The organism is Streptomyces cavernae (genome assembly GCF_004023625.1).
In the GTDB taxonomy this organism is placed as follows: domain Bacteria; phylum Actinomycetota; class Actinomycetes; order Streptomycetales; family Streptomycetaceae; genus Streptomyces; species Streptomyces cavernae.
Window position 1 is genome coordinate 116,649 of sequence record NZ_RPDJ01000001.1, and the last position, 22,603, is coordinate 139,251.

Consider the following 22,603-nt stretch of genomic DNA (forward strand, 5'->3'; position numbering starts at 1 on the left):
CAGACGACTTGTTCAGGAGATCGAAGATGAGATACCGGAGAAGCGCCGCCTTCGCGGTGGTGGCGACCCTTGCACTGACCGCGTGCGGCGGATCCGGCGGGAGCGGAGAGAACTCCGGCTCGACCTCCTCGGGCAAGCTGCGCATCAAATTGGTGATCAACGGCGGGCTGGGCGACAAGTCCTTCTTCGACTCCGCCCACGAGGGTCTGAAGCGCGCCGAGAAGGAGCTCGGCTACGAGCTCAAGGTGGTGGAGCTCGGCTCCGACCGCACGAAATGGGAGCCCGGCTTCGAGGACGCGGCCTCGGCCGACGACTACGACATCCTCGCCGCCGGTACCTTCGACGTCACCGACTACATCGGCAAGCTCGCCCCCGAATTCCCCGACAAGAAGTTCTGGGTTTTCGACGCGCCGGTCGACTACAGCGGCAAGAACGGCGCCTGTTCCAACAAGTGCGAGAACGTGTACTCCGTCACCTTCAAGCAGAACGAGGGCGGTTATCTCGCGGGATTCCTCGCCGAGAAGCTGGTGGCCGGCAAAGCGCTCAAGGGAACCGAATCGCTGAAGAAGGTCGGAGTGATGGGCGGCGTGAAGATCCCCGTCATCGACGACTTCATCGTCGGCTTCAAGGCGGGCTTCAAGCAGGCCGGCGGAAAGAACTCGGACGTCGTCGTCCAATACGTGGGCGGCGACAAGCCGTTCGGCGATCCCGCCAAGGGCAAGGAGATCTCCACCGCGATGTACGGACAGGGCGCCGCGCTGGTGTGGCCGGTCGCCGGACTCTCCGGCCTCGGCACCTTCGAGTCCGCGGTCACCGCCAAGCGGTACGCGTTCGGCGTCGACTCCGACCAGTACCAGACCCTCGCCGACCCCGCGCAGAAGGACACCGTCGTCACCTCCATCCTCAAGAACGTCGGCAACGCCCTCTACAAGGCGGCGCAGGACGAGAAGACGGGCTCCCTGAAGTACGGCGCCGTGGAGACCGTCGGCCTAGCGCAGGACGCCGTCGGCTACGTCGACGACGCCCACTTCGAGGAACTGGTGCCGGACAAGATCCGCACCGAACTCGAGGAAGCCGCGGACCAGGTGAAGTCCGGCTCCGTCACGGTTCCCAGCGCCTTCTGACACACGAACTGACACACGATCGGCCTTCAGGATGAACGAGTCAGGGAACGGGCCGGGGAACCGGCCCCGGGGCGAGGCGGCGGGAGTCGACGGCTCCGTCGCCGTCGCCGCCTGCGCCGTCACCAAGACCTACGCCAACGGGGTGCGCGCGGTGCGCGGCGTGGACCTCGAGGTCCCGCCGGGCGAGATCCGCGCGGTCGTAGGTGAGAACGGCGCGGGCAAGTCGACGCTGATGAAGATGTTCTACGGACTGGAACAGCCCACGTCCGGGGAGATCATCGTCGGCGGACGGTCCCGCACCCTGCGCGGCCCGGCCTCCGCGATCGCCCTCGGCGTGGGCATGGTGCACCAGAACCTCATGCTGGTGCCCTCCTTCACCGTCGCCCAGAACGTCGTCCTCGGCGTCGAACCCGGCCGCCGCGGTCTCGTCGACGCCAGGGCGGCCGTCGAGACCACGGCCCGGCTCGCGGCGGAGTCCGGACTCGCCGTCGACCCGAAGGCCCGCGTGGACGAGGTGTCGGTGGGCATGCGCCAGCGCACCGAGATCCTCAAGGCCCTCCACCGCAAGGCCCGCGTGCTGATCCTGGACGAGCCCACCGCCGTGCTCACCCCGCAGGAGACCGAGGACCTGTTCGCCGCCGTGCGCCGGCTGCGCGACGGCGGGATGACCGTGCTGTTCATCTCGCACAAACTGCGCGAGGTGCGCGAGATCAGCGACAAGGTCAGCGTGATGCGCGCCGGTTCCCTGGTGGGGACGGTAGCCACCGCCGACGCCACCGAACGGTCGCTGGCCGCCATGATGGTAGGCCGGGACCTCTCGCTGGACGTGGGGCGCACCCCCGCCCGGCCGACCGAAGTCACTCTGCGGGTGCGGGACTTGGCGTACGAGGCAGCCACGGGGCAGTCCCTGTCGGAGATCGCCTTCGACGTCGCCGCCGGGGAGGTCGTCGGCGTGGCGGGCATCGAGGGCAACGGACAGAGCGAACTGGCGGAGATCCTCGCCGGGTTGCGCCGACCCACCGTCGGCTCGATCCGCGTCGGCGGCACCGACACCGCCGGACTCGACGTCGCGGGACACCGCAGGGCCGGCATCGGCTACGTACCCGAGGACCGGCTGCACAACGGCGCCGCCCTCGACGAGTCCATCGCCGACAACCTCGTCGTCGACCGCCACGACCGCCCGCCCCTCGCCCGCCGCGGCGTCCTGCACCCACGAGCGGTGCGCGCACACGCCGAGCGGCTCATCGACGAGTACGCCATCCGTACCCCCGACCCGTCCGTACCCGTGCGCTCACTGTCCGGCGGCAATATGCAGAAGGTCATCGTGGCCCGCGAACTGTCCGCCGGACCACGGCTGTTGATCGCCTCCCAGGTCACCCGCGGAGTGGACATCGGCGCCATGCGGTTCATGTACGAGCGGCTGGTCGCCGCACGTGACGCGGGCGCCGCCGTGCTGCTGATCTCCGCCGACCTGACCGAACTGCTCGCCCTCTCCGACCGGCTGCTGGTCCTCAAGGACGGCCGCCTGGTCGGCAGGTTCGACGACACCGCCGCACTCACCGAGAAACACGTCGGTCTCTACATGCTGGGCGTGGAACACCACGACCGGGAGCAGCTGGTGGCGGGCCTGGACGACGCGGGGGAGGCACCGGCCGCATGACCACCGCACCCACCACCCGCGTCGAGCGCGAGGACCGCCGCGAGTACCGCGCCACCCGCCGCCGCGACCTCGCCGTCGACCTCAGCATGACCCTGGCCACCATCCTGGCCGCCCTCGCCATCGGCTTCCTCGTCATGCTGCTGACCGGCAACGACCCGGTGCAGGCCTACGAGGCCATGCTCACCGGCCCGCTCGACCGCTCCTTCCGCGTCGGACGCTGGCTGGAGGACGCCACCACCCTCACCCTGCTCGGACTGTCGGTGGCGATCCCCTTCCGCGCCCGGCAGATCAGCCTGGGCGCCGAGAGCCAGGTCTACGCGGGCGCCCTCGCCGCGGCCACCGTCGCGATCTTCCTGCCGCTGCCGCCGGTCGCCGCGGTCGTCGTCCCCATGGTCGCCGCGGCCACCGCCGGCGCCGGGATGGGCTTCGTACCGGGCGCGATGAAGGCCCGCCTCGGCGCCAACGAGATCGTGGCCACGCTGATGCTCAACGCCATCGTCGTCCGCGTCTACGACTACCTCGTCAACGGCCCGCTGAAGGAGCCCGGCAGCAGCGCCGTGCACTCGAAGTCCATCCAGCAGGACTCCGTGCTCACCCCGCTGACCGAATGGTTCGGCATCCCGCTCGGGCGCGCCAACGTCGGACTGTTCCTGATGCTGCTCACCGCCGTCGCGCTGTGGCTCCTCATCACCCGCACCCCGCTCGGCTACCGCATCCGCATGACCGGCTCCAATCCCGACTTCGCCGAGTACGGCGGCATCCGGGTGCCCCGCGCCATCGAGTGGAGCTTCGTCATCGGCGGCGCCGTCGCCGGACTCGCCGGGGCCCACCTCGTCCAGGGCGTGTACGGGCGGCTGGAACCGGGCCTCGCCGGAAGCCTCGCCTTCGAAGGGATCGTGGTCGCCCTGCTGGCGCGCAACAACCCCCTGGTGGTCGTGGTCGCCGGGCTCTTCTACTCCTACCTCCGCGCCGGGGGAGACATCATGGAACAGCAGACGGACGTCGGTACCGAGATCGTCGTGGTCATCCAGGCGGTCATCGTGCTGCTGGTGACCGCGCAGGCCCTGCCGGACCTGCTCAAGCGCCGGATCGCGCGGCGGCAGCGGAGACAGCCGATCCAGGGGGACGCCCGATGAGCGCGGTCCTCGACGTCGTCCTCAGCAGCGCCTTCCTCGCCGCGGTGCTGCGCATCGCCACCCCGTACCTGCTGGCCGCGTTCGGCGGACTGGTCGCCGAACGCGCGGGCATCAGCAACATCGCCCTGGAGGGCCAGATGCTGGCCGCCGCCTGCATGGGCGCACTGGTCGCCGGCTACAGCGGCTCCGTCGCCCTCGGCGCGCTGTGCGGGGTCGCGCTGGCCGTACTGCTGGGACTGCTGCTGGCCGCGCTCCGCCTGGAACTGGGCGCGGACGCGATCATCGCGGGCATCGGCCTCAACCTGCTCGCCTCCGGCGGCACCGCGTACGCCGTCTACACCCTCCTCGACGACAAGGGCGGCACCTCCGGACTGAAGAGCGGCAGTCTGCCGACCGTCACCCTGCCCGGAGTCGAGAGCATCCCCCTCGTCGGCGATGTGCTCAGCGGCCAGAACATGATCACCTGGCTCGCCTTCCTCGCCGCGCCCCTGGTGGCCTGGCTGTTCTACCGCACCCGCTTCGGCTTCCACCTGCGGGCGGTGGGGGAGACGCCGGACGCGGCGGAATCGGTCGGGATCCCCGTCCGCCGGGTCCAGTACACGGGCCTCGCCCTCAGCGGCGCCCTCGCCGGAGCCGCCGGCGTCTTCCTGAGCATGGGCTACGTCTCCTTCTTCGTACGGGACATGACGGCCGGCCGTGGTTTCATCGCCCTCGCCGCGGTGTTCCTCGGCGGCCTCAGGCCCTGGGGCGTCTTCCTCGCCGCACTCGGCTTCGGCGCGGCGGAGGCCCTGGCCGTACAGCTCGGCACTCTCGACGTGCCGCCGCAGCTGGTGTCCACGATTCCCTACGCGATGACGCTGGTGGCGCTCGCCCTGTACGCCTGGCGCCGCAAGCGCCGCGGTCTCGCCGGAGGGGTCGCCGCCTCCCTCTGACCTCACCCGAGCAACTCGAACACACCCTCATGCCCCGGTGAACGGCCGCGGGCCCGGTTCACCCATGCCCAACGCCCGCGGGCCCCGCCGAAGCCATGCCTGCCGCACGCCGTCCGCCGCGGGCACCCCGTATCCCCACCCCCCCCGCGGCCCCTTGCACGACAAGCCCCTCCTGCACGACCAACCCTCGCAAGACAGGAAGCTCAGCATGCGACACAGACTCCGAACGCGGCGAAAGCGCGCACTCCTGGGCGCGGTCACCGCGGCAGCGCTCCTCGGCGGACTGACCCTCGCCAACGGCTTCGCGGCGGAGCCCGGGGCCGGAGCCGCCGTCGAGCAGAACGGCATACGGCTCCTCGACACCCTCACGGTCCCCGCCGGAACCACCGAGTTGGGCATGCCGTTCGGCGGCCTGTCCGGCATCGACTACGACAAGAAGTCCGGTGAGTACGTCGCCCTCAGCGACGACCGCTCGGAGAACGGCAAGGCCCGCTTCTACACCCTTCGACTGCCGGTCGACGGCGATGGGTTCGCGCACGACAAGCCCGACCTCGACGCGTTGACCGTGCTCGACGACACCACCGGCGAACCCTTCGCGCCCAAGGCCGTCGACCCGGAGGCGATCCGCTGGGCCCCCGGCGGCAAGAGCCTGCTGTGGACCAGCGAGGGCGCCTCCGCCTCCGGCCAGCCCGCCTTCGTCCGCGAGGCGAGCCCATCCGGCGACCACGAGCGCGAACTGCCGCTGCCCAAGGCGTACGCACCGGTTCGCAACTCCTCGGGGACGCTCACCGCGGGCGTCCGCAACAACCAGGCCCTCGAAGGCCTCACGCTCTCCGCCGACGGCAGCAAGGTCGTCACCATCACGGAGAACGCCCTCGTCCAGGACGGTCCCGCCGCCGGGCTGACCGCCAAGAGCCCGTCCCGGCTGCTGGTCATGGACCGCGGGACCGGGGCCGCCGAGGCCGAGCACGTCTACGAGGTCGACCCGATCTCCGACGCGCCCACCGCGCCGCTGCCCGCCCCCGTCGGCACCTACTCCGCCGACCGGGGAGTCTCCGAGATCCTCGCGATCAACGAGACCGACTACCTCACCGTCGAACGGTCCTTCGCCTCCGGTGTCGGCTTCTCCATCCGCCTCTACTGGACCACCACCCGCGGCGCCACCGACGTCAGCGGCAGGGAAAAGCTGTCCGGCTCCGAGCAGCCGATGCCGAAGAAGCTGCTCTACGACTTCACCACCACGGGCACCGCCGACACCGCCGACAATGTCGAGGGCCTCACCTGGGGCCCGACCCTGCCCGACGGCTCCCGCTCCCTCGTCCTCGTCGCCGACGACAACTTCGGCTTCAACGGCAGCGTCACCAAGTTCCATCTGCTGTCCGTCCGCCCCGGTCTCTTCACCGGTCACGGCCTGCCCACCGTCCCGAAGCCCGCGAACACCGTCGACGTCCAGCTGCTGTCCTTCAACGACTTCCACGGCAACCTGGAACCGCCCACCGGACGCGACGCCAACCTCGGCTCCAGGCTGGACCCCAAGTCGACCACCGTCGGCGGCGCGGAGTACCTCGCGACCCGGCTCGGCCAGCTCCGCCAGGGCACCGAGGCCTCACTGACCGTCGCAGCGGGCGACATCATCGGAGCCAGCCCCTTCCTCTCCGGGCTCTTCCACGACGAACCGACCGTCGAGTCCATGGAGAAGCTGCACCTGGACGTCACCAGCGTCGGCAACCACGAGTTCGACGAGGGCACCGGGGAACTGCTGCGCATGCAGAACGGCGGCTGCCACCCCGAGGACGGCTGCTACATCGACGGCGAACCCTACGACGGAGCGCAGTTCCCCTGGCTCGCCGCCAACGTCATCGACCGCACCAGCGGCAAGCCGCTCCTCGCCCCCACCTGGGTCAAGAAGGTCGACGGGATCAAGCTCGGCTTCATCGGCATGACCCTGGAGGGCACTCCCGAGGTCACCGGCCAGTCCGGGATCAAGTCCGTACGTTTCCTGGACGAGACCGAGACCGCCAACGCCGCCGCGCGCAAGCTGCGGGAACAGGGCGTCGAGGCGATCGTGGTCCTGCTGCACGAGGGCGGCGTCCAGGCAGGCAGCTACGGCCAGTGCGACGGGATCTCCGGACCCGTCGTCGACATCGCGAAGAACCTGGACCCGGCGATCGACGCCGTGGTCACCGGCCACACCCACCAGCCGTACATCTGCTCCCTGCCCGACCCGGCCGGCAACCCGCGCACGGTCACCTCGGCCTCCGCCTTCGGCCGCGTGGTCACCGAGACCCGGCTGCCGATCGACCGCGGCACCGGGGACGTCGTACGCGACCAGGTCGCCGCGATGAACCACCTCGTCACCCGCACCGTCACCAAGGACGCCGACCAGACCGCCGTCATCGACAAGTGGAAGGCCCTCTCGGCGCCGCTGGCCAACCGGGTCGTCGGCAAGGTCACCGCCGACATCACCCGCTCCGAGACCCGCGACGCCGAGTCCGACCTCGCGAACCTCGTCGCCGACGCCCAGCTCGCCGCGACCTCCGCACCCGAGAAGGGCGGGGCCCAGATCGCGCTGATGAACCCGGGCGGGGTCCGCGCGGATCTGGTGTACGCCACCTCGACGGGCGGCGAGGCACCCGGCGAGATCACCTACGCGGAGGCCTTCGCCGTGCAACCCTTCGCCGGGACCCTCGTCTCCGTGGACCTGACGGGAGCACAGATCGAGAAGATCCTCGAGGAGCAGTTCAACGACTCCGGCACCCGGGCGCCCACCCTCATCCTGGGCGTGTCCAAGGGCCTGACCTACTCCTACTCCCGCAGCGCCCCCGTCGGTGACCGCATCGACCCGGCGACGGTCAAGCTCAACGGCGAGACGCTGAAGCCCGACGCCACCTACCGCGTCACCGCCAACACCTTCCTCGCGGCGGGCGGCGACGGCTTCACCACCTTCGCCCGGGGCAGCGACCCGGTCGGCGGCGGCGACGACATCGCGGCGCTGACCGACCACCTCACCGCCCAGAGCCCGGTGGCGCCTCCGGGCACCGACCGGGTGACCGAACTGCCCTGACGGGCACCCCTCGTTGAGGCGCCGTTCCCGGCCCTTCCCCACCGGGACGGCGCCTCAACACCGACACGTACACGCCGCCGGACCCGGCCCGCCGACAGCCCACGGGCAAGGAGATGGGGGCGTATAGGACAAAAATTCGCCGTGTGGATCAAGGAATATCCGGGCGGAGGTCCTTGGCTGTGTCTGCTGAGATACGTGGAACCAGACACAGGAAGACCTCCGGAAGGGGACTGGAGACGATGAGCGACGTCACGACGGAGTACAGGCTCGGCGGGCTGAAGACAGCGGTCGGACGCCACGGCATCTGGAGCTTCGAACTGCGCGCGGACGAACCGGAACGACGCGGCGAGCTCATCGAGGCCGCCGCCGAACTCGACGAACTCGGATACGGCGCCGTCTGGTTGGGCGGCAGCAGCGGCGTGCGGCACGCCGTACCACTGATCGAGGCCACGTCCCGGCTGACCGTGGCCACCGGGATCCTCAGCATCTGGCAGTACGAGGCCGCCGACACCGCGGCGCGTTTCGCCGAGGTCGAGGCCGCCCACCCCGGCCGGTTCCTGCTCGGCCTCGGCGTGAGCCACGCCAAGCTGGCAGAGCAGTACCGGCGCCCCTACGCGGCCATGGCCGGCTATCTGGACGCCCTGGACGCCGCCGGGGTGCCCGCCGAGCGCCGGGTGCTGGCCGCCCTCGGCCCCAAGATGCTGAAGCTGTCCGGCGACCAGGCCGCCGGCTCGCACCCGTACCTGGTCACCCCCGAACACACCGCGGACGCCCGGGAGATCCTCGGCGAACAACCCCTGCTCGCACCGGAGCTGAAGGTCGTCCTGGAAACCGACCCGGACCGTGCCCGCACCCTCGCCCGCGGCAGCCTCGCGATGTACCTCGAACTGCCGAACTACACCAACAACTTCCTGCGCTACGGCTTCACCGACGACGACTTCGCCGACGGCGGCAGCGACCGGCTGATCGACGCGCTCTTCGCCTGGGGCGACGAGGACCGGATCCGCACCCGGATCGCGGACTTCCACGCCGCGGGCGCGGACCACGTGGCCCTCCAGGTGGTCACCGGCCAGTCGCGGAACGGCCTCCCGCGCGCCGAATGGCGACGCGTGGCCGACCTGCTGGCCTGACCCGCACGGCGACAACTGCGCAACAGTCCTCCGCTTGGGCTGGGCAGGCCCGGCGCCGGATGTGAGGGTGGCGCGCATGATGTCACGCACCGCCCTCGCGTCCCTCGCCGTCAGCTGCGTCGCGCTCACCGGGCTCACCGGATGCGGCGACGACGGGCAGGCCCGCGAGTCCGCCTCGCGGGCACCCACGGCCGGAGCCGGGGTGCCCGCCGCGCCCACCGAGAGCCGGGCGCCGGCCCGCGGCAAGGGTTCCAAGGACCCCGACGACATCAACGGCGACGGGTACCGCGACCTCGTCGTGCCCGTCACCATGGGCGCCACACCGGACAACCCCGGTGGCATCGAGCAACAACTCGGCGTCGTCTACGGGTCCGCCAAGGGGCCCGATCCCGCGACGCGCACCGTCCACTCACGCGGCGACCTGGGCCTGCCCGACCCGATGGACGGGGCGGCCCAGAGCCACGGCCTGCCCGCCGGCTCGGTGACCACGGCCGACCTCGACGGCGACGGCTACCCGGACTTCGCCACGACGACCGCCACGGGCCAGGAGCTGCAGGACGCTCAGGTCATCGCTCGACGCAACACCCTGTATGTGGCCTGGGGCAGCCCCGGCGGGCCCACCGGTGAGACGGCGACCGCCGTGCGGCTGCCACAGAGCGCCGCCAAACTGGGCGTGGAGTCCGTGGTACGCGGCGACTTCGACGGGGACGGCCACCACGACCTCGCGGCGCTCGCCGCCAACCAGTCGTCCACCGTGGTGCTGTACGGACCGTTCACCCGCGCCGGTGCACCCGCCCGCACCGACACCAGCCTGCCGTGGGCGGACGGAACCCTCGTCGCGGACGACATCGACCCCACCGGCGAGCCCCGCGCCACCTCCCTGCTGCTCCACGAAATCAGCGACGGAGAGCAGTCCGGCAACACCCTGTACCAGGCCACCACCGGCCGGGGCCTGTCCGCGAACGGCAGACAACTCCGCCTCGGCAACACCCACGCGTTCGGCGACTTCGACGGCGACGGACGACGTGACCTGGCCATCGGCGACAGCGGCAGCCGCAACGACGAGCCCGGCTACGAGACGGAGGGCCCCGAAGTGGACGGCTCGCTCGCCGTGTATCCCGGCGACGGCGGCCAACCGGTCACCCACCGGCTGCCCGAAGCCCCCGACGGCCGCAGGACCGACTACGGGCCCGGTGGTATCGCGGCCGCCGACCCGGACGGCGACGGCCGCGACGGCATCCTCGTCGCCACCTACGAGGGCGCCACGCTGATCGACGGCGAGCGGCGTACCTCCGTACTGCGTGAAGGGCCCGCCAGGACGGAGGGCGAGAAGACGCCCGCGAAATGGCGGCACGCCCGGCCCGCGGGGGCCGCCGACTTCGACGGCGACGGCAAGGACGAACTGATCCTCAACTGGGCCCCGGGCAGTTTGTTCGGCTACTACGGCGAGTACCCCACGTACTGGTGGATCACCGACGGCGCGACGTCCCGGGACAAGACGTCCTTCAGGACCACGGGATTCGCCCCGGGCGGATCCTGAGCCGGACGAGGAAGGGCCCCGCCGCGGGAGGCGGCGGGGCCCGGAGCCGTCAGGACCGTGCGGACTACTCCGCGTAGAAGGTCGCGTCCTCACGGTCGACGGTCGTGCTGACCGGCTGGATGTACATCAGGTTGTTGTAGTGCCGGACGTAGCGGCCGGGGAAGTTGTACGACTCGAAGGAGACGCCGGCCGCGGAGTCGGCTAGGCCCGCCTGCCGGGTGAACGTCGCGTCGTTCTTGAAGAGAGTGGTGCCGTCGTTCTTCTCCACCCACAGCTCGTAGTTCTTGTGCCGCAGGTAGTAGCCGGGGAAGTTCGCCGACTCCAGGGACACCGTGCCGCTGCCCGCCAGACCCGGGACGATCCGGAACTGCGAGTCGGCGAGGTTGGCGACGTTCGCTTCGAGCTTCGCCCGGTACTCCCAGTGACGGATGAAACGGTTCGGGTAGTTGTACGAGGAGAAGCGGACCGGGGTGAGACCGTCGGCCACCGGGATGCCGAAGTTGGGTGTGCCGTCGGCGTTCCAGTACAGCTTCTGGTAACGGGTGCGGCGGTTGGGGTCGTTGAGCGGGTCGCCGCTGATGTCCTTGTAGTTGCGGTCGTGGTAGACGAGGATGTCCGACTTTCCGTCCTCGGAGACCGTGAAGGTGTTGTGGCCGGGACCGTACTGTCCGGTCGCGTCGTTGCTCTTGAAGACCGGCTGGGACGTCTTGGTCCAGGACGCCGGGTCCATCAGGTTGGCGGTGGCGTTGGCGGTCAGCAGGCCGAGGCAGTAGTTGGCGTCGGTGGCACTGGCGGAGAAGGCCATGAAGACCTTGCCGTTCTTCTGGATGACGGCCGGGCCCTCGTTGACCCGGTGGCCGACGGTCTCCCAGGAGTAGGTGGGGGTGGAGATCCGCACCGGGGTGCCGCTGATGGTCCACGGGTTGGACATCGGAGCCAGGTAGAGGTTGGTGCCGCTGCCGACGGCCGGGTCGTTCTGCGCCCAGCTCAGGTAGCGCGTGCCGTTGTGGACGAAGGTCGTGGCGTCCAGGGAGAAGGTGTCCAGCGGCAGTGCGATGCGGCCCTTCTCGGTCCAGGTGCCGGTCAGCGGGTTTGCGGCGCTGGTCTCCAGGACGTACGGGCGGATCTTCCAGATGTCGTTGGACGAGCCCGCGGCGAAGTACACGTACCACTTGCCGTCGATGAAGTGGATCTCCGGCGCCCAGATGTGGGCGCCCATCTCACCGCTGGCGTGCTTGGTCCAGATGGTGGTCTCGGCTGCCGTGGCGAGGCCCTGAAGCGTGGTGGCCCGGCGCATCACGATCTTGTCGTAGGCGGGCACGGTGGCCGTGAAGTAGTAGTAGCCGTCGGTGTGTTTGTAGATGTGCGGATCCGCGCGCTGTTCGGCGATCGGGTTGGTGAAGGTCACCGCGGGGGAGGCGGGGGCGGCGGCATGGGCGGGTGTGCCGGTGGTCAGCAGGGCCAGCGCGGCGAGCACCGCCGTCAGTACGCGGACGACGAGACGTCTCATGGGTGTGGGTACTCCCGGGATCAGGTCCGGCCAGGTCGGTCGGATCAGGTGGTGGGCTGCAGGCGCCACTGCTGGCAGTTGTTGTTCAGCCAGGTCCACTGGCGTACGTCGGTGCCGTTCGCCGTACCGCAGTCGGCGACGTCCGCGACCTTTCCGGTGGACTCGTTCACGATGCGCACGTGGTCACCGGTGGCCGTGTAGACCAGGCGGTACTTCTGGCAGTTGTTGTTCAGCCAGGACCACTGACGGATGTCCGCGCCGTCGGCAGTCGAGCAGTCCGCGACGTCCATCACCTTCCCGGTGGCCACGTTCACCAGCCGGTTGGTGTCGTTGCCCTGGTCCTCGATGCGCCACTTCTGGTTGGCGCCGCCGTTGCACGACCACTGGAAGATGTTGGTGCCGTCCGCGGTGTTGCCGCCCGAGACGTCGAGGCACTTGCCGCTGTTGCGGTTCACCAGCGTGTACGCGGTCGGGGTCGCCGCGGTCTCCCCGGCGGGACCGGCGAGCGTGGTACCGGTGGCGACCGGGGTGCCGAAGTTGGGCGTGCCGTCCGCGTTCCAGGTGAACTTCTGCGCCCGCGTGGTGCGTCCGTTACCACAGCCTCCGTTGGAGGCGTTGTTGGCGTGGTACACGATCCAGTTCTCCGTACCGTCCGGCGAGGTGAAGAACCCGTTGTGGCCCGGCCCGTACACACCGGCGGCGTCATTGCGTTGGAAGACCGGAGTCTGCTTCTTCGTCCACGAGGCAGGGTTCAGCGGATAGCCGCCGGTCAGTTCGAGCTGCCCCAGCTTGTAGTCCGGGGTCTGGCAGAAGCTGGCGGAGAAGGAGAGGAAGGTCCGGCCGTCGTGGTAGAGCGGCTCGGGGCCCTCGTTGACCGGGTTGCCGGAGGTCTCCCAGCTCAGTGTCGGGCTGGAGATGATGGTGAAGTTGGAACTCGCGAGCGTGTACGGGTTGCTCAGCGGCGCGATGACCAGGCTCTGGGTACTGCCGCCGATGAAGCCGCTGCCCACCAGGTACAGGTTGTTGTCGTGCTTGAGTACGGAGGCGTCGATGAGCCAGCCGCCGGGCGTCAGGTTGGAGCCGGTGAGGATGTTCTTGTAGGTGTAGGGACCCATGGGGTCGGTGCCGGCACTCTCCAGCACATGGGTGCGCTGGGTGTCGCAACAGGCGGCTCCGCTCTGCGCGGCCGAGTAGTAGAGGTACCACTTGCCGTTCAGGAAGTGGATCTCCGGTGCCCAGATGTTCGCGTTGCGCCCGGCAGTGGTGTCCGACCACACCTGCACGCTGGGCGCGGTGGCGAGTCCGGCGAGCGTGGGGGACTTGCGCATGGTCAGTGTGTTGGTGAACGAGGTCGTGATCAAGTAGTAGTTGCCGTTGTAGAACTCCAGCCAGGGATCGGCGCCCTTCTGCGCCTTGATGGGATTGGTGTACGGCCGGCCCTCCGCCGCGACGGAGGCCGGGCTGCTCACAAGTGAAGCGAGCAGGGCCAGCAACGCTGACCCCAGGACGAACCAGTGGCGCGTGCGGAACACGAGCGGGTCCCTTCCGACAAGGTTGTCCGGCATTTCGAACAATGTGCGGAACTTCGACCAGAAGGTAAGGGTGGGGCCCTAACCGGTCAATGGTTCTGACGAGGTGGATTTGGTTTTCTGTTGTGTAAAGGATCGGTGGCGCACGAGTGGCGGCGTCCGCGCTACTGCCGTGAGCAATCCCGTAGTTGCCGGACGGAAAGTAGGGCGCGAGCTTCTTCGCGGGGGGCGGCGCTGCCCGCAGCGGGTTGTCCACCGTCCGCGGCACTAGGTTGGTGGTGGACCACCTTGACGAAGAGGGGCCAACGCCCGTGCAGTGCAAAGCAGTAGAAGGGAAGACATGGTCTCGCGGACCACGGAACTACGCACCTCCCGCCGCTCGTTACTGGCCCTGGGAGCGGGAGCCGCACTGGCCGCGGCGGTGACCGCCACGGACGCCTCGGCGGCACCGCGTCAACAACGGGGGGACACCTCCCGGAAGTGGGCGGCCCTGGAGCGGCAACACTCCGCACGGCTGGGCGTCTTCGCCCTGGACACCGCCACCGGCGCCACCGTGCGGCACCGCGCCGGAGAACTCTTCCCGGTCTGCTCCGTCGCCAAGACAGTCGCGGTCGGAGCCGTCCTCAGGGACCTCGACCGCGACGGGGAGTTCCTCGCCCGCCGCATCCGGTACACCGCCGCGGACGTCGAGAACGCGGGCCATGCCCCGATCACCGGCACGCCCGAGCACATCGCGGACGGCATGACCGTCGCGGAACTCTGCGCCGCCGCCATCACCCACAGCGACAACGCCGCCATGAACCTCCTGCTGCGCGAACTCGGCGGCCCGACCGAGGTCACCCGCTTCTGCCGCTCGATCGGGGACCCGACGACCCGGCTCGACCGGTACGAGCCCGACCTGAACTCGGCCGAGCCCTGGCGCGTGGCCGACACCACCAGCCCCCTCGCCATCGCACGGACCTACGCCCGGCTCACCCTCGGCGACGCGCTCGAACCCAAGGACCGTGCACAGTTGACGGGTTGGCTGTTGGCGAACACGACCGGCGCCAACCGCCTGCGCGCGGGCCTCCCGGCGGACTGGACGCTGGCCGAGAAGACGGGCACCGGCGACTACGGCTCGACCCACGACGTGGGCATTGCCTGGCCCCCGCACCGGGCGCCGATCGTGCTGGCCGTCCTGTCCACCAAGGCCGACGCCGAGGCACCGGCCGACGAGCCCCTGCTGGCCGAGGCGGCCGGGCTGATTGCGACCGCTGTGAGCTGACACGGCCGGAGGGTCGTTCTCCGCCGGCCCCGCCCCCGCTCGTCGAGCCGGAGGTGGCACCACTGCCGCCGCTGATCTGCGGGCGGCCGCCCCGAGGCCCGGTCGAGGTCGCGGGCCGGGGTGGCCGGTCGCGAGCCGGGGCGGCAGTCGGGGGCCGGCCTGTCGGTGGCGGACAGTCCCTGGGGACCTCTGGCCGTGCCTCAGGGGTCCTTTCACTATGCCCGCCCGGGTCGCGTGGTCTGGCACCGCTCCCCCAAGCTCTCGGCTGCGCTCGAGCAGGGGGCACCCCCATCGCCGCGTTGCCAAAAGGTCCTGGTAGCTCCGCTACGAGGACCTTCCGGCGCCTTGCGATGCACGGCACCAGACCACGCGACCTGATCGGACGCTCATAGTGAAAGGACCCCTCAGTCGCCGACGCGCGGGCTGCGTCGTTCCACCAGTACGACATCGCGCCACCGGCCGTGGTGGCGGCCGATGCGTTCACGGATGCCGATCGCGCGGAAACCGGCGCGCTCGTGCAGTGCGAGGCTCGCGGTGTTCTCGGGGAAGATGCCGGACTGGATCGTCCATATCCCGTCCGCCTCGGTGGACTCGATCAGCGCGTCCAGGAGGACCCGGGCCACGCCGCGCCCTCGGGCGTCGGGGTGGACGTACACGGAATGCTCCACCACACCTGCGTACGCGCAGCGGTCGGAGACCCGGGTGGCCGCGACCCAGCCCAGGACCCGGTCGTCAGTACCGTCCACGGCCACGAAGCGGTGGCCGGGCAGCTTGGACCTGTCGAAGGCCTCCCAGGTCGGCGGCTCGGTCTCGAAGGTGGCGTTGCCCTCGTCGATGCCCAACCGGTAGATCTCCAGGACCTGCTCCGCGTGGGTGGCGGTGAGAGGGACGACCCGCACCGGCTCGGCGTGCGTTCTCATCGGTGATCGACGATAGTCCATGGTCCTTCACTCGAGCAGCCCGAGCTCGGTGTCCGGCCGGCAGAACGAACAGGCCTCGACAGCGGGGTCGCTGATCGCTCCCCGCGCGTCCTGGGCGCTGACTGGGCGCGTGGAGCCGTCGGCCATCGTGCAGTCGTCCGTGTGGACGCAGACGGCTTCCCTGCCCGGCGGGGTGCGCTTGCGCTGCACCACGTATCCCGGGGACGACCGTTCGCTGCGGTGGGAGGCGCGGCGGGACGACGCCGAGGGGGGCTCCGACCGGGGACTCCCTGACTTTGCCCCGGCCCGTGGCTTGGCCCCTGGCCTTGCCCCGGTCCCTGGCCCGGCCCCCGCCTCCGCCCCGGCCCCCGCCTCCGCCCCGGCCTCGGCCTCTGCGAGGGCCTGTCGTACGGCACGCAGCTGGAGCCGCAGGTAGACGCCGACGGTCTCGTTCTCGGCCACCTGCTCCTCGAGGTGCACCAGGATCGCGCGGAGGCGCGGCGCGTCAGGCGGTAGGGCGGACATGGCGAACACCGCCGCGGCGCGCGACGGAGCCGGCCATCGCCCGCTCCCCGCGCCACCCGGGCCCGGGCCCCCGCGACGCCACCCGCACGGCCCGGTCGGTGGCGCCACACGCCGGTCGGGCCGGGACCGGGTCACCGGGGGACGAGTACTTCATGGGCCAAATTCAATCACATGTTCGATTACTGGTGCGGTGGTGATGCGCCGGGGCGTGACTCGCAGCGATAGTTGGCCACTCGCAGAGCTACTTGGCCACTGTCCTGTACATCGACTGCTTCAGTTGATGAGCCGAAGCACGATAGTTGTCACATAGGCAGGCTTGTTGTCACTGGCGGGCAGCGGTGTGTTGTGGATCGCCTTGGCCAGCTGCTCGGTGTGGGCGTCGGGCAGGGGCTTGAGTGCTCGGTAGTAGGGGTGGTCGTCTGCCTGTGCCTGTGCCTGTGCCTGTGCCTGTGCCTGTGCCTGTGGCAGACGTTGTGCCGCTGTCGGCCCCAGGTGGCGCGGGAGTTCGGGACCGTGGGCGATGTGCGATGGGCAGGGAGCGAACTCGAAATGCGCACGCGGTCAGGAGCTCGTCGGCGTCAGGTCCTGCAAGCCCACCACCCGCAGCAACTGCAAGCGCTCGTACGACTCCGTGCCCGGGCGGGCCGTGTGGATGACGAGTTGCTGGTTGTGGTCGGAGTTGACGAGGATCTCGCAGTCGAGTTCGAGGATGCCGATCGCAGGGTGCCGGAAGCGTTTTGTGGCGGCGCGGCGTACGGCGACCTCGTGTTCGTCCCAGAGGTGGGCGAACTCCTCGCTCGCGGCGCGTAGTTCGGCGACGAGGGCGGCGGGTTCGGGGTCCGTGGGACGGGCCGAGGCCACCGCTCGCAGGCCGGCGACCTGCTCGCGGGCGCGCTCCGGGCGGTCCTCGAGCGGGAACAGCTCCTGGGCCGCCGGGTCCAGGAAGAAGCGGCGGATCATGTTGCGTCCTCGGGGCGGGCGGGCGAGGACGTCTCCGCTCAACGCCCGCGACAGCGCGTTCTGGGCCAGGACCTCGCCGCAGTCGGTCACCACCATCGCCGGGGTGTCGTGCAGCCGGTCCAGCACCAGGAGCAGGCCCGGGCGCACGTGCGTGCTGGTCGCCTCCCGGCGCGGCGGCTCTTCACCGGTCAGGTGGAAGAGGTGGTCGCGTTCGTCCTCCGTCAGGCGCAGGGCGCGGGCCAGCGCGGTGAGCATCTGGCGGGACGGGCGCGGGCCCCGGGACTGTTCCAGCCGCGTGTAGTAGTCCACGGACATGCCGGCCAGCTGGGCCACCTCCTCGCGGCGCAGCCCCGGCGTACGGCGGCGGGCTCCGGCCGTGAGACCCACGTCGGAGGGGTCCAGGCGGGCGCGAGCGCGGCGCAGGAAGTCGGCGAGTTCGGCTCGGTTCACCTCTCCAGGGTGTAGGACGCCGGCCGGCTTATCCAGGGACTCTCGATCCCCTGATGAAGAGGTCTCTCCCGGTCGTTCCCGCATCCACTGAGGCTGGTCACCGACGACAGGCGACACAGTGCGTGAGGAGCACATCATGCTGACCTTGGTGACCGGTACGACGGGACAGATCGGACGCCGCTTCGTGCCGAGGCTGCTGGTCCAGCGGCAGCCGGGCGAGCAGGTGCGAGTCCTGGTGCGGGACGCGGCCCGCGGCGAGCGCTTCGAGGAGCTGGGCGCCCAGGTCGCCGTAGGAGATATGCGCGATGAGGAGACACTCGGCAAGGCGCTCGCCGGCGTGGACGCCGTCGTGAACGTCGCCGCCTCCTTCCGCGGGGTGCCGGACGAGGAGGCGTGGGCCGTCAACCGGGACGCCGCGGTGGCCCTGGGCCGCGCCGCGCAGGCCTCCGGCGTGGAGCGGTTCGTGCAGGTCAGCACGAGCAATGTGTACGGCGTCGGACGGGGCCGCCCGCTGACCGAGGCGGACGAGAGCCGGCCGGGCGGCGAGATGTGGGGCGCCTACCCCGAGTCCAAGGCCGAGGCCGAGCGCGAACTGCTCGCGCTCAAGGGCCTGGACGTACGCATCGGGCGGCTCCCCTTCGTCTACGGCGAGGGCGACCCGCACCTCGCCAACTCCTTGCACTGGGCCGCCCGTTGGGCGCCGCACCAGCGCCTGCAGATGGCCCACCACGCGGACGTCGCCCAGGGCCTGATGCGTCTGTTGTACGCGCCGGGCATCGCCGGCCGGATCTACAACATCGCCGATGACGCCCCCGTCACGACGGTCGAGCTGTACCAGCTCAACGGCGTCGAGGTGCCCGCTGGGCTCCACGAGCTCACGGACCCCGACCCGTGGTTCGGGATCATGTCCAACCAGCGGATCCGCCGGGAGCTCGGCTTCCGGCCGATCTACCCGAGCGTCTGGACGGCCCGGGACGCCGGAGCCCTGTGACGGTCACTGCGCCGGGTCAGTCCACCCCTGTGATCCGCCTCACCAGCACCGCCTCCGCCACGCCGATCACGGCCACCACCAGGTACAGCACCCGGTAGCCGCCCAGGTACGTCACGGTCGGCGCGGCAAGGGCGGGCGCCACGACCTGCGGCAGCGCGTTCACCACGTTGATCACGCCGGGGTCTGCTGGTGACGCGTAACGCGCCGTATCGGTGACAACCACTGTGCTTCGCCCGACTGAAGCCGCAGTTCGGCGGATGCCGGTGGTGACACCTATCGTGCTTCGGCACAGTTGAGCGTTGAAGACTGCCGAGGGGCAGCCGGTGTTGGCTGCCCCTCGGCAAATTCAAGCCCTGCTTCGGGCTGCCCGACCGTCTTCTGGGCAGGTCAGTCGACGGCGGATCCACCAGGTGCAGAAGACGGCTAGGCCCGCGGTGAGGCCGAGGTAGATCCCGGTTTCGGCCCATTGCAGGGCCCAGAAGTTACCGGCGGGCTGGTAGGTGATCTGCTGCTGGTACCCGGCCTTGGACTACTTCCACCGCGTGTGGTCCACCGCCTTCCGGACCGCCGACCTCGCCGACGCGGGCAGCAGAGCAGGACGAGTACAGCGAAACGTGCACGGCCGACGGCAACGATCCCGAACAGGAAGTTGCATGAATCCCGCCACCGTTTCCGAGCCCCGCACCGCAGCGGCCCTAGCCGCCCGCCGCCGCAAGACTGAGACAGCCCTGGAACCGGTTCACCAGGCCATCACCCGGCTCCGACGCGAGAAGGCCCAGGTCAACGTCGCCGCCGTCGCCCGCCGCGCGGAAGTCTCCCGCACCTTCCTCTACGACAACCCCGAGGCCAGAGCCGCCATCGTCTCCGCGATGGCCGAGGCCAGCGACCTCCGGTCCCGCCTGCCCGCCGAGCAGGTTGACGAGCGCGAAGCGACCTGGCGCGAACGCGCCCTGAACGCTGAGGAAGGTCTCAAGGTCGCCCAAGCCGAGATCCTCACCCAGCGCACCCGCATCGGGGAACTCCTCGGGCAGATCCGGGACTTGCAGGCCGAATGGGCTGAGGAAGCCATCCAACGGATCACCACCGAGAACACCACCCTTGAGGGGTCCTTTCACTATGCCCGCCCGGGTTGCGTGGTCTGGCACCGCTCCCCCCAGCTCTCGGCTGCGCTCGAGCAGGGGCACCCCCATCGCCGCGTTGCCAAAAGGTCCTAGTAGCTCCGCTACGAGGACCTTCCGGCGCCTTGCGATGCACGGCACCAGACCACGCGACCTGATCGGACGCTCATAGTGAAAGGACCCCTAAGGGTTTGCCGGGAAATAAATCGTCGGCGAGCATCTGTCCTGAGCTGCAGTGTCAAGACCCGGAGCACGCAAGTTGTATCCCGGCAAGCCCTAAGCAGCGCGTCCGCGAGCTCACCGCCGACAACCGCACCCTCGACGAGCGACTCAAAGTCGCCCGCTCCAACCTCCGCTTCCAAGACCAACGCATCGCCGACCTCGAAGCCCAGGTCGTCGACCCCGGATCGTGATGTGATCCAGCTCTGCTGACCACCTCACGGCGCGTCCAATGTCTCGGTGGACGTGCCGTTCGATGAGAGTGTCGATAGGGCATGCCGAACAATGAGGCGGAATCGCCCTGATGGAGGCTGTGGGTCCCGGGTTTCAGTTGTCAGTTCAGTGGTCTGGACAATTGCGGGGGAATTTTGACACGGTGAGGTTCACCGGCCCGGGAATCGAACATGCGGCCGATGCCTTCTGGGGGTCCAGCCATGCCATCCGCCCGCCTCGCACCGGATGCTGCCGCCTTCTATGCCGCGCAGAGCGCCTTCTCTGACCCTGGCAGCCTTGCCCCGCTTTATGCCAACCTACCCGATGATCCGGCTCAACTCGCCTGCGTTGCCCGCGATCTGATGATCCACCGCCTGGAAGGCGAACAGTTCTGCTATGCCATCGCGCAGGACCGCCTGCACAACGATGCCGAGACGCGCTACCTCGACGACATCTTGCGGATCATCATCGAGCGGAACGACGCCCCGCTGACGCAGCGGCGTGATGTCGATGACCGCTTCGTCGGCGTCTGCCGCGACTTCGCGCTGCTGCACTGCTCGTTCATGCGCCACGCGGGCATTCCCGCGCGCCTGCGGTCCGGCTTCGCCGACTACTTCGGCTCGGACGGGTTCCACGGCGACCACGTGGTGACCGAGTACTGGGACAACGAGCGGGGCTGGCTGCTCGCCGATCCGCAATTGGCCGACCCGATGGTCATCGACACATTCAGGATCGATTTCGACCCGATGGACGTGCCGCGCGACCGCTTTCTGGTCGCGGGCAAGGCGTGGCAAGCCATCCGAGCGGGCGGGGCGGACCCGAAGACCTTCGGACTCCACCCACCGCAGGAGGGGCCGTTGTTCGGGGAGTGGTTCGTGGCAGGCAACATTCGGCTCGACCTCGCGGCGCTGAACAAAGTTGAGACGCTGCTGTGGGACATATGGGGCACGGGACCGGACAGCGACGAGAAGATGACGGACGCGATCCGTGAACTCTACGACCGGACCTCACTGGCGGCCTGCGACGACGTCCCCTTCGGTGCGGCACGGAAGCTCTTCACGCAGAATGACGGGCTGCGGACACCAAGGACCGTGCTTTCCTGGGCGCCGTTCAATGGCCCGAGCGAAGTCACCCTACGGTGACCGCCCGGCCGGGTGATCGGCACTCGCACCACGACAACGAGGCGCTCCGCGCAGACAGGCCAGAGCCTGCGGAGTACACCCCCTGAGACCACCCGGACGAGCTGCAGCAACCAACCCGGCCCGCCGTCGCGGACATGTAGTCTATGGATCGTCGCAGGTCAGAGTCGGCTTACGGGTTTCCTCGGTCGGTAAAGCCGTCTGGCAGAACCGGATCCTGGGCGAGTACGCCCCGGCCTGGGGGCCGGGCGAGGACCGCGGCGATGCAGCAGGGCGGTTTCGCCCTGCAGATCCCCAGGCCGGAGCTCTACTACCGCCTGCTCAAGGCCCACTACGTCAAGGTCCATCCCCGGCGCGGCGTGAAGATCGGCGGACTTTGGTATCACGCCGTCGTCCTGGACGACCCGCGTTTCCACGTGCCCTCGGCCCGGGGCGGCACGCACAAGGGCGCCCGCGCCGAAGCTGACCCTCGCCGAGTGGAGGGCGCTCAGCCCGCCGGCTGCCAAGAGGCGATGGACAGCGGCAAGGAGACCCTCGACGAGGACCTGCTCGACGAGATCATCCTCAGTCTCGACGATCCCGACCGCGACCCGCAGGCCGGGGAGATCCCATCCATCCCCGGATCCTCCACCCCGAGGACACCACCCAAAGCCGCCCGGAACACCGTCCTTGACGACGGCGGCCCCGCCGCCGCGGACCGGTGACCAGCCCTGTCACGACTTCCTGAACCGCTGCCGCGAGCCTGGCTCCGCTGCCCGGGGAAGGACTGCCCGGGCTCACCCTGAGGCTGGCCCACCGCCTGGACCTCTCGCCCACCGTGCTGTTCGCACGAACCGGCCTTCGGACGTCCAAAGACTCCTACACCTCGGGCCGGCTCCTCCTGGGCCTGGGCGAACGCCTCACGGCATTCGCCCAGGCCACTCAGCTCACGCGCGTCGAAGCCGCAGGTCTCGCACGTTGCTCCACCCCAAGAAGCACGCCTCCACGCACCTCTGTGATGACGTCGAAGCCGCAGTAGCCAACTATCTTTGAGAGAAATGGCCAACTGTCCTTGAGTACAGGCCGGCCATCAGGGGTTTTGTCACCGTCTCTGGCCAACTATCGCTGAAGGTCACACGGGGTGTGATGCTCAGCGTTGGTTGGCCATGCACAGCGATGGTTGGCCACTTGAGTCCTGCG

At 69.7% G+C, this 22,603-nt stretch carries 18 protein-coding genes; 12 read left to right on the forward strand and 6 right to left on the reverse strand.

The annotated features are described in order from the left end of the window. Window positions 1-26: 26 nt before the first annotated feature. The 7 genes from EF387_RS10465 (at window position 27) to EF387_RS10495 (ending at window position 10,586) form a co-directional block, all read left to right on the forward strand. Window positions 27-1,124, forward strand: a complete 1,098-nt coding sequence (locus tag EF387_RS10465) for a BMP family lipoprotein (protein ID WP_128376240.1) — start codon at window positions 27-29, stop codon at window positions 1,122-1,124. Between the two features lie 31 nt (window positions 1,125-1,155). Further along, window positions 1,156-2,784 (forward strand): ABC transporter ATP-binding protein, encoded by a 1,629-nt coding sequence (locus EF387_RS10470; protein WP_128376241.1) that lies wholly within the window; start codon window positions 1,156-1,158, stop codon window positions 2,782-2,784. Continuing rightward, the gene (locus EF387_RS10475) at window positions 2,781-3,920 is read left to right on the forward strand and encodes an ABC transporter permease (protein WP_128376242.1); all 1,140 of its coding nucleotides are present in this window, start codon (window positions 2,781-2,783) and stop codon (window positions 3,918-3,920) included. Before EF387_RS10470 ends, EF387_RS10475 begins: the two co-directional genes overlap by 4 nt. Next, window positions 3,917-4,852 (forward strand): ABC transporter permease, encoded by a 936-nt coding sequence (locus EF387_RS10480; RefSeq protein ID WP_128376243.1) that lies wholly within the window; start codon window positions 3,917-3,919, stop codon window positions 4,850-4,852. Before EF387_RS10475 ends, EF387_RS10480 begins: the two co-directional genes overlap by 4 nt. A gap of 208 nt (window positions 4,853-5,060) precedes the next feature. Continuing rightward, window positions 5,061-7,916, forward strand: a complete 2,856-nt coding sequence (locus EF387_RS10485; protein ID WP_162467113.1) for an esterase-like activity of phytase family protein — start codon at window positions 5,061-5,063, stop codon at window positions 7,914-7,916. Between the two features lie 239 nt (window positions 7,917-8,155). Continuing rightward, the gene (locus tag EF387_RS10490) at window positions 8,156-9,046 is read left to right on the forward strand and encodes an LLM class F420-dependent oxidoreductase (RefSeq protein WP_128376245.1); all 891 of its coding nucleotides are present in this window, start codon (window positions 8,156-8,158) and stop codon (window positions 9,044-9,046) included. Window positions 9,047-9,122: 76 nt separating this feature from the next. After that, window positions 9,123-10,586, forward strand: a complete 1,464-nt coding sequence (locus tag EF387_RS10495; protein WP_128376246.1) for an FG-GAP repeat domain-containing protein — start codon at window positions 9,123-9,125, stop codon at window positions 10,584-10,586. Between the two features lie 64 nt (window positions 10,587-10,650). On the opposite strand, the gene EF387_RS10500 is transcribed toward EF387_RS10495, so the two are convergent. Beyond that, complete coding sequence (locus tag EF387_RS10500; RefSeq protein ID WP_128376247.1) at window positions 10,651-12,096, reverse strand: family 43 glycosylhydrolase; 1,446 nt, start codon at window positions 12,094-12,096, stop codon at window positions 10,651-10,653. Between the two features lie 44 nt (window positions 12,097-12,140). After that, a complete protein-coding gene (locus tag EF387_RS10505) occupies window positions 12,141-13,661 on the reverse strand; it encodes a family 43 glycosylhydrolase (protein ID WP_128376248.1) in 1,521 nt (506 codons plus the stop codon). Window positions 13,662-13,965: 304 nt separating this feature from the next. Here EF387_RS10505 and bla point away from each other — a divergent pair, with 304 nt between their 5' ends. After that, on the forward strand, window positions 13,966-14,889 hold the full coding sequence (gene bla / locus EF387_RS10510; protein ID WP_128376249.1) for a class A beta-lactamase: 924 nt from the start codon (window positions 13,966-13,968) through the stop codon (window positions 14,887-14,889). 404 nt (window positions 14,890-15,293) lie between these two features. Here bla and EF387_RS10515 read toward each other — a convergent pair whose 3' ends face one another. The 3 genes from EF387_RS10515 to EF387_RS10525 form a co-directional block, all read right to left on the reverse strand. Beyond that, window positions 15,294-15,809 (reverse strand): GNAT family N-acetyltransferase, encoded by a 516-nt coding sequence (locus EF387_RS10515; RefSeq protein ID WP_128376250.1) that lies wholly within the window; start codon window positions 15,807-15,809, stop codon window positions 15,294-15,296. A gap of 27 nt (window positions 15,810-15,836) precedes the next feature. Continuing rightward, complete coding sequence (locus EF387_RS10520) at window positions 15,837-16,334, reverse strand: DUF6233 domain-containing protein (protein WP_128376251.1); 498 nt, start codon at window positions 16,332-16,334, stop codon at window positions 15,837-15,839. A gap of 561 nt (window positions 16,335-16,895) precedes the next feature. Further along, entirely contained in the window at window positions 16,896-17,744 is an 849-nt protein-coding gene (locus EF387_RS10525) for a helix-turn-helix transcriptional regulator (RefSeq protein ID WP_128376252.1), read from the reverse strand. A 136-nt stretch (window positions 17,745-17,880) separates the two neighbouring features. On the opposite strand from EF387_RS10525, the gene EF387_RS10530 reads away from it, so the two are divergent. Then, the gene (locus EF387_RS10530) at window positions 17,881-18,735 is read left to right on the forward strand and encodes an NAD-dependent epimerase/dehydratase family protein (protein WP_128376253.1); all 855 of its coding nucleotides are present in this window, start codon (window positions 17,881-17,883) and stop codon (window positions 18,733-18,735) included. A gap of 16 nt (window positions 18,736-18,751) precedes the next feature. Here the strand turns inward: EF387_RS10530 and EF387_RS10535 are convergent, their stop codons facing one another. Continuing rightward, entirely contained in the window at window positions 18,752-18,910 is a 159-nt protein-coding gene (locus EF387_RS10535) for a hypothetical protein (RefSeq protein WP_274388931.1), read from the reverse strand. 478 nt (window positions 18,911-19,388) lie between these two features. On the opposite strand from EF387_RS10535, the gene EF387_RS10540 reads away from it, so the two are divergent. From EF387_RS10540 to EF387_RS49710, 3 genes are all read left to right on the forward strand, one after another. Continuing rightward, window positions 19,389-19,949, forward strand: a complete 561-nt coding sequence (locus tag EF387_RS10540; RefSeq protein ID WP_238431433.1) for a DUF6262 family protein — start codon at window positions 19,389-19,391, stop codon at window positions 19,947-19,949. 557 nt (window positions 19,950-20,506) lie between these two features. Beyond that, the gene (locus EF387_RS10550; RefSeq protein WP_128376255.1) at window positions 20,507-21,427 is read left to right on the forward strand and encodes a transglutaminase-like domain-containing protein; all 921 of its coding nucleotides are present in this window, start codon (window positions 20,507-20,509) and stop codon (window positions 21,425-21,427) included. Between the two features lie 260 nt (window positions 21,428-21,687). Next, window positions 21,688-22,128 carry a hypothetical protein gene (locus EF387_RS49710; protein ID WP_338058102.1) on the forward strand — a complete coding sequence of 147 codons (441 nt, stop codon included), beginning with the start codon at window positions 21,688-21,690 and terminating at the stop codon, window positions 22,126-22,128. Window positions 22,129-22,603: the final 475 nt, after the last annotated feature.

Bases quoted from the DNA above. Each gene is read 5' to 3' on its own strand.
- EF387_RS10465 (WP_128376240.1), top strand. From the start codon at position 27: ATGAGATACCGGAGAAGCGCCGCCTTCGCGGTGGTGGCGACCCTTGCA.
- EF387_RS10470 (WP_128376241.1), top strand. From the start codon at position 1,156: ATGAACGAGTCAGGGAACGGGCCGGGGAACCGGCCCCGGGGCGAGGCG.
- EF387_RS10475 (WP_128376242.1), top strand. From the start codon at position 2,781: ATGACCACCGCACCCACCACCCGCGTCGAGCGCGAGGACCGCCGCGAG.
- EF387_RS10480 (WP_128376243.1), top strand. From the start codon at position 3,917: ATGAGCGCGGTCCTCGACGTCGTCCTCAGCAGCGCCTTCCTCGCCGCG.
- EF387_RS10485 (WP_162467113.1), top strand. From the start codon at position 5,061: ATGCGACACAGACTCCGAACGCGGCGAAAGCGCGCACTCCTGGGCGCG.
- EF387_RS10490 (WP_128376245.1), top strand. From the start codon at position 8,156: ATGAGCGACGTCACGACGGAGTACAGGCTCGGCGGGCTGAAGACAGCG.
- EF387_RS10495 (WP_128376246.1), top strand. From the start codon at position 9,123: ATGATGTCACGCACCGCCCTCGCGTCCCTCGCCGTCAGCTGCGTCGCG.
- EF387_RS10500 (WP_128376247.1), bottom strand. From the start codon at position 12,096: ATGAGACGTCTCGTCGTCCGCGTACTGACGGCGGTGCTCGCCGCGCTG.
- EF387_RS10505 (WP_128376248.1), bottom strand. From the start codon at position 13,661: ATGCCGGACAACCTTGTCGGAAGGGACCCGCTCGTGTTCCGCACGCGC.
- bla (WP_128376249.1), top strand. From the start codon at position 13,966: ATGGTCTCGCGGACCACGGAACTACGCACCTCCCGCCGCTCGTTACTG.
- EF387_RS10515 (WP_128376250.1), bottom strand. From the start codon at position 15,809: ATGAGAACGCACGCCGAGCCGGTGCGGGTCGTCCCTCTCACCGCCACC.
- EF387_RS10520 (WP_128376251.1), bottom strand. From the start codon at position 16,334: ATGTCCGCCCTACCGCCTGACGCGCCGCGCCTCCGCGCGATCCTGGTG.
- EF387_RS10530 (WP_128376253.1), top strand. From the start codon at position 17,881: ATGCTGACCTTGGTGACCGGTACGACGGGACAGATCGGACGCCGCTTC.
- EF387_RS10540 (WP_238431433.1), top strand. From the start codon at position 19,389: ATGAATCCCGCCACCGTTTCCGAGCCCCGCACCGCAGCGGCCCTAGCC.
- EF387_RS10550 (WP_128376255.1), top strand. From the start codon at position 20,507: ATGCCATCCGCCCGCCTCGCACCGGATGCTGCCGCCTTCTATGCCGCG.
- EF387_RS49710 (WP_338058102.1), top strand. From the start codon at position 21,688: ATGCAGCAGGGCGGTTTCGCCCTGCAGATCCCCAGGCCGGAGCTCTAC.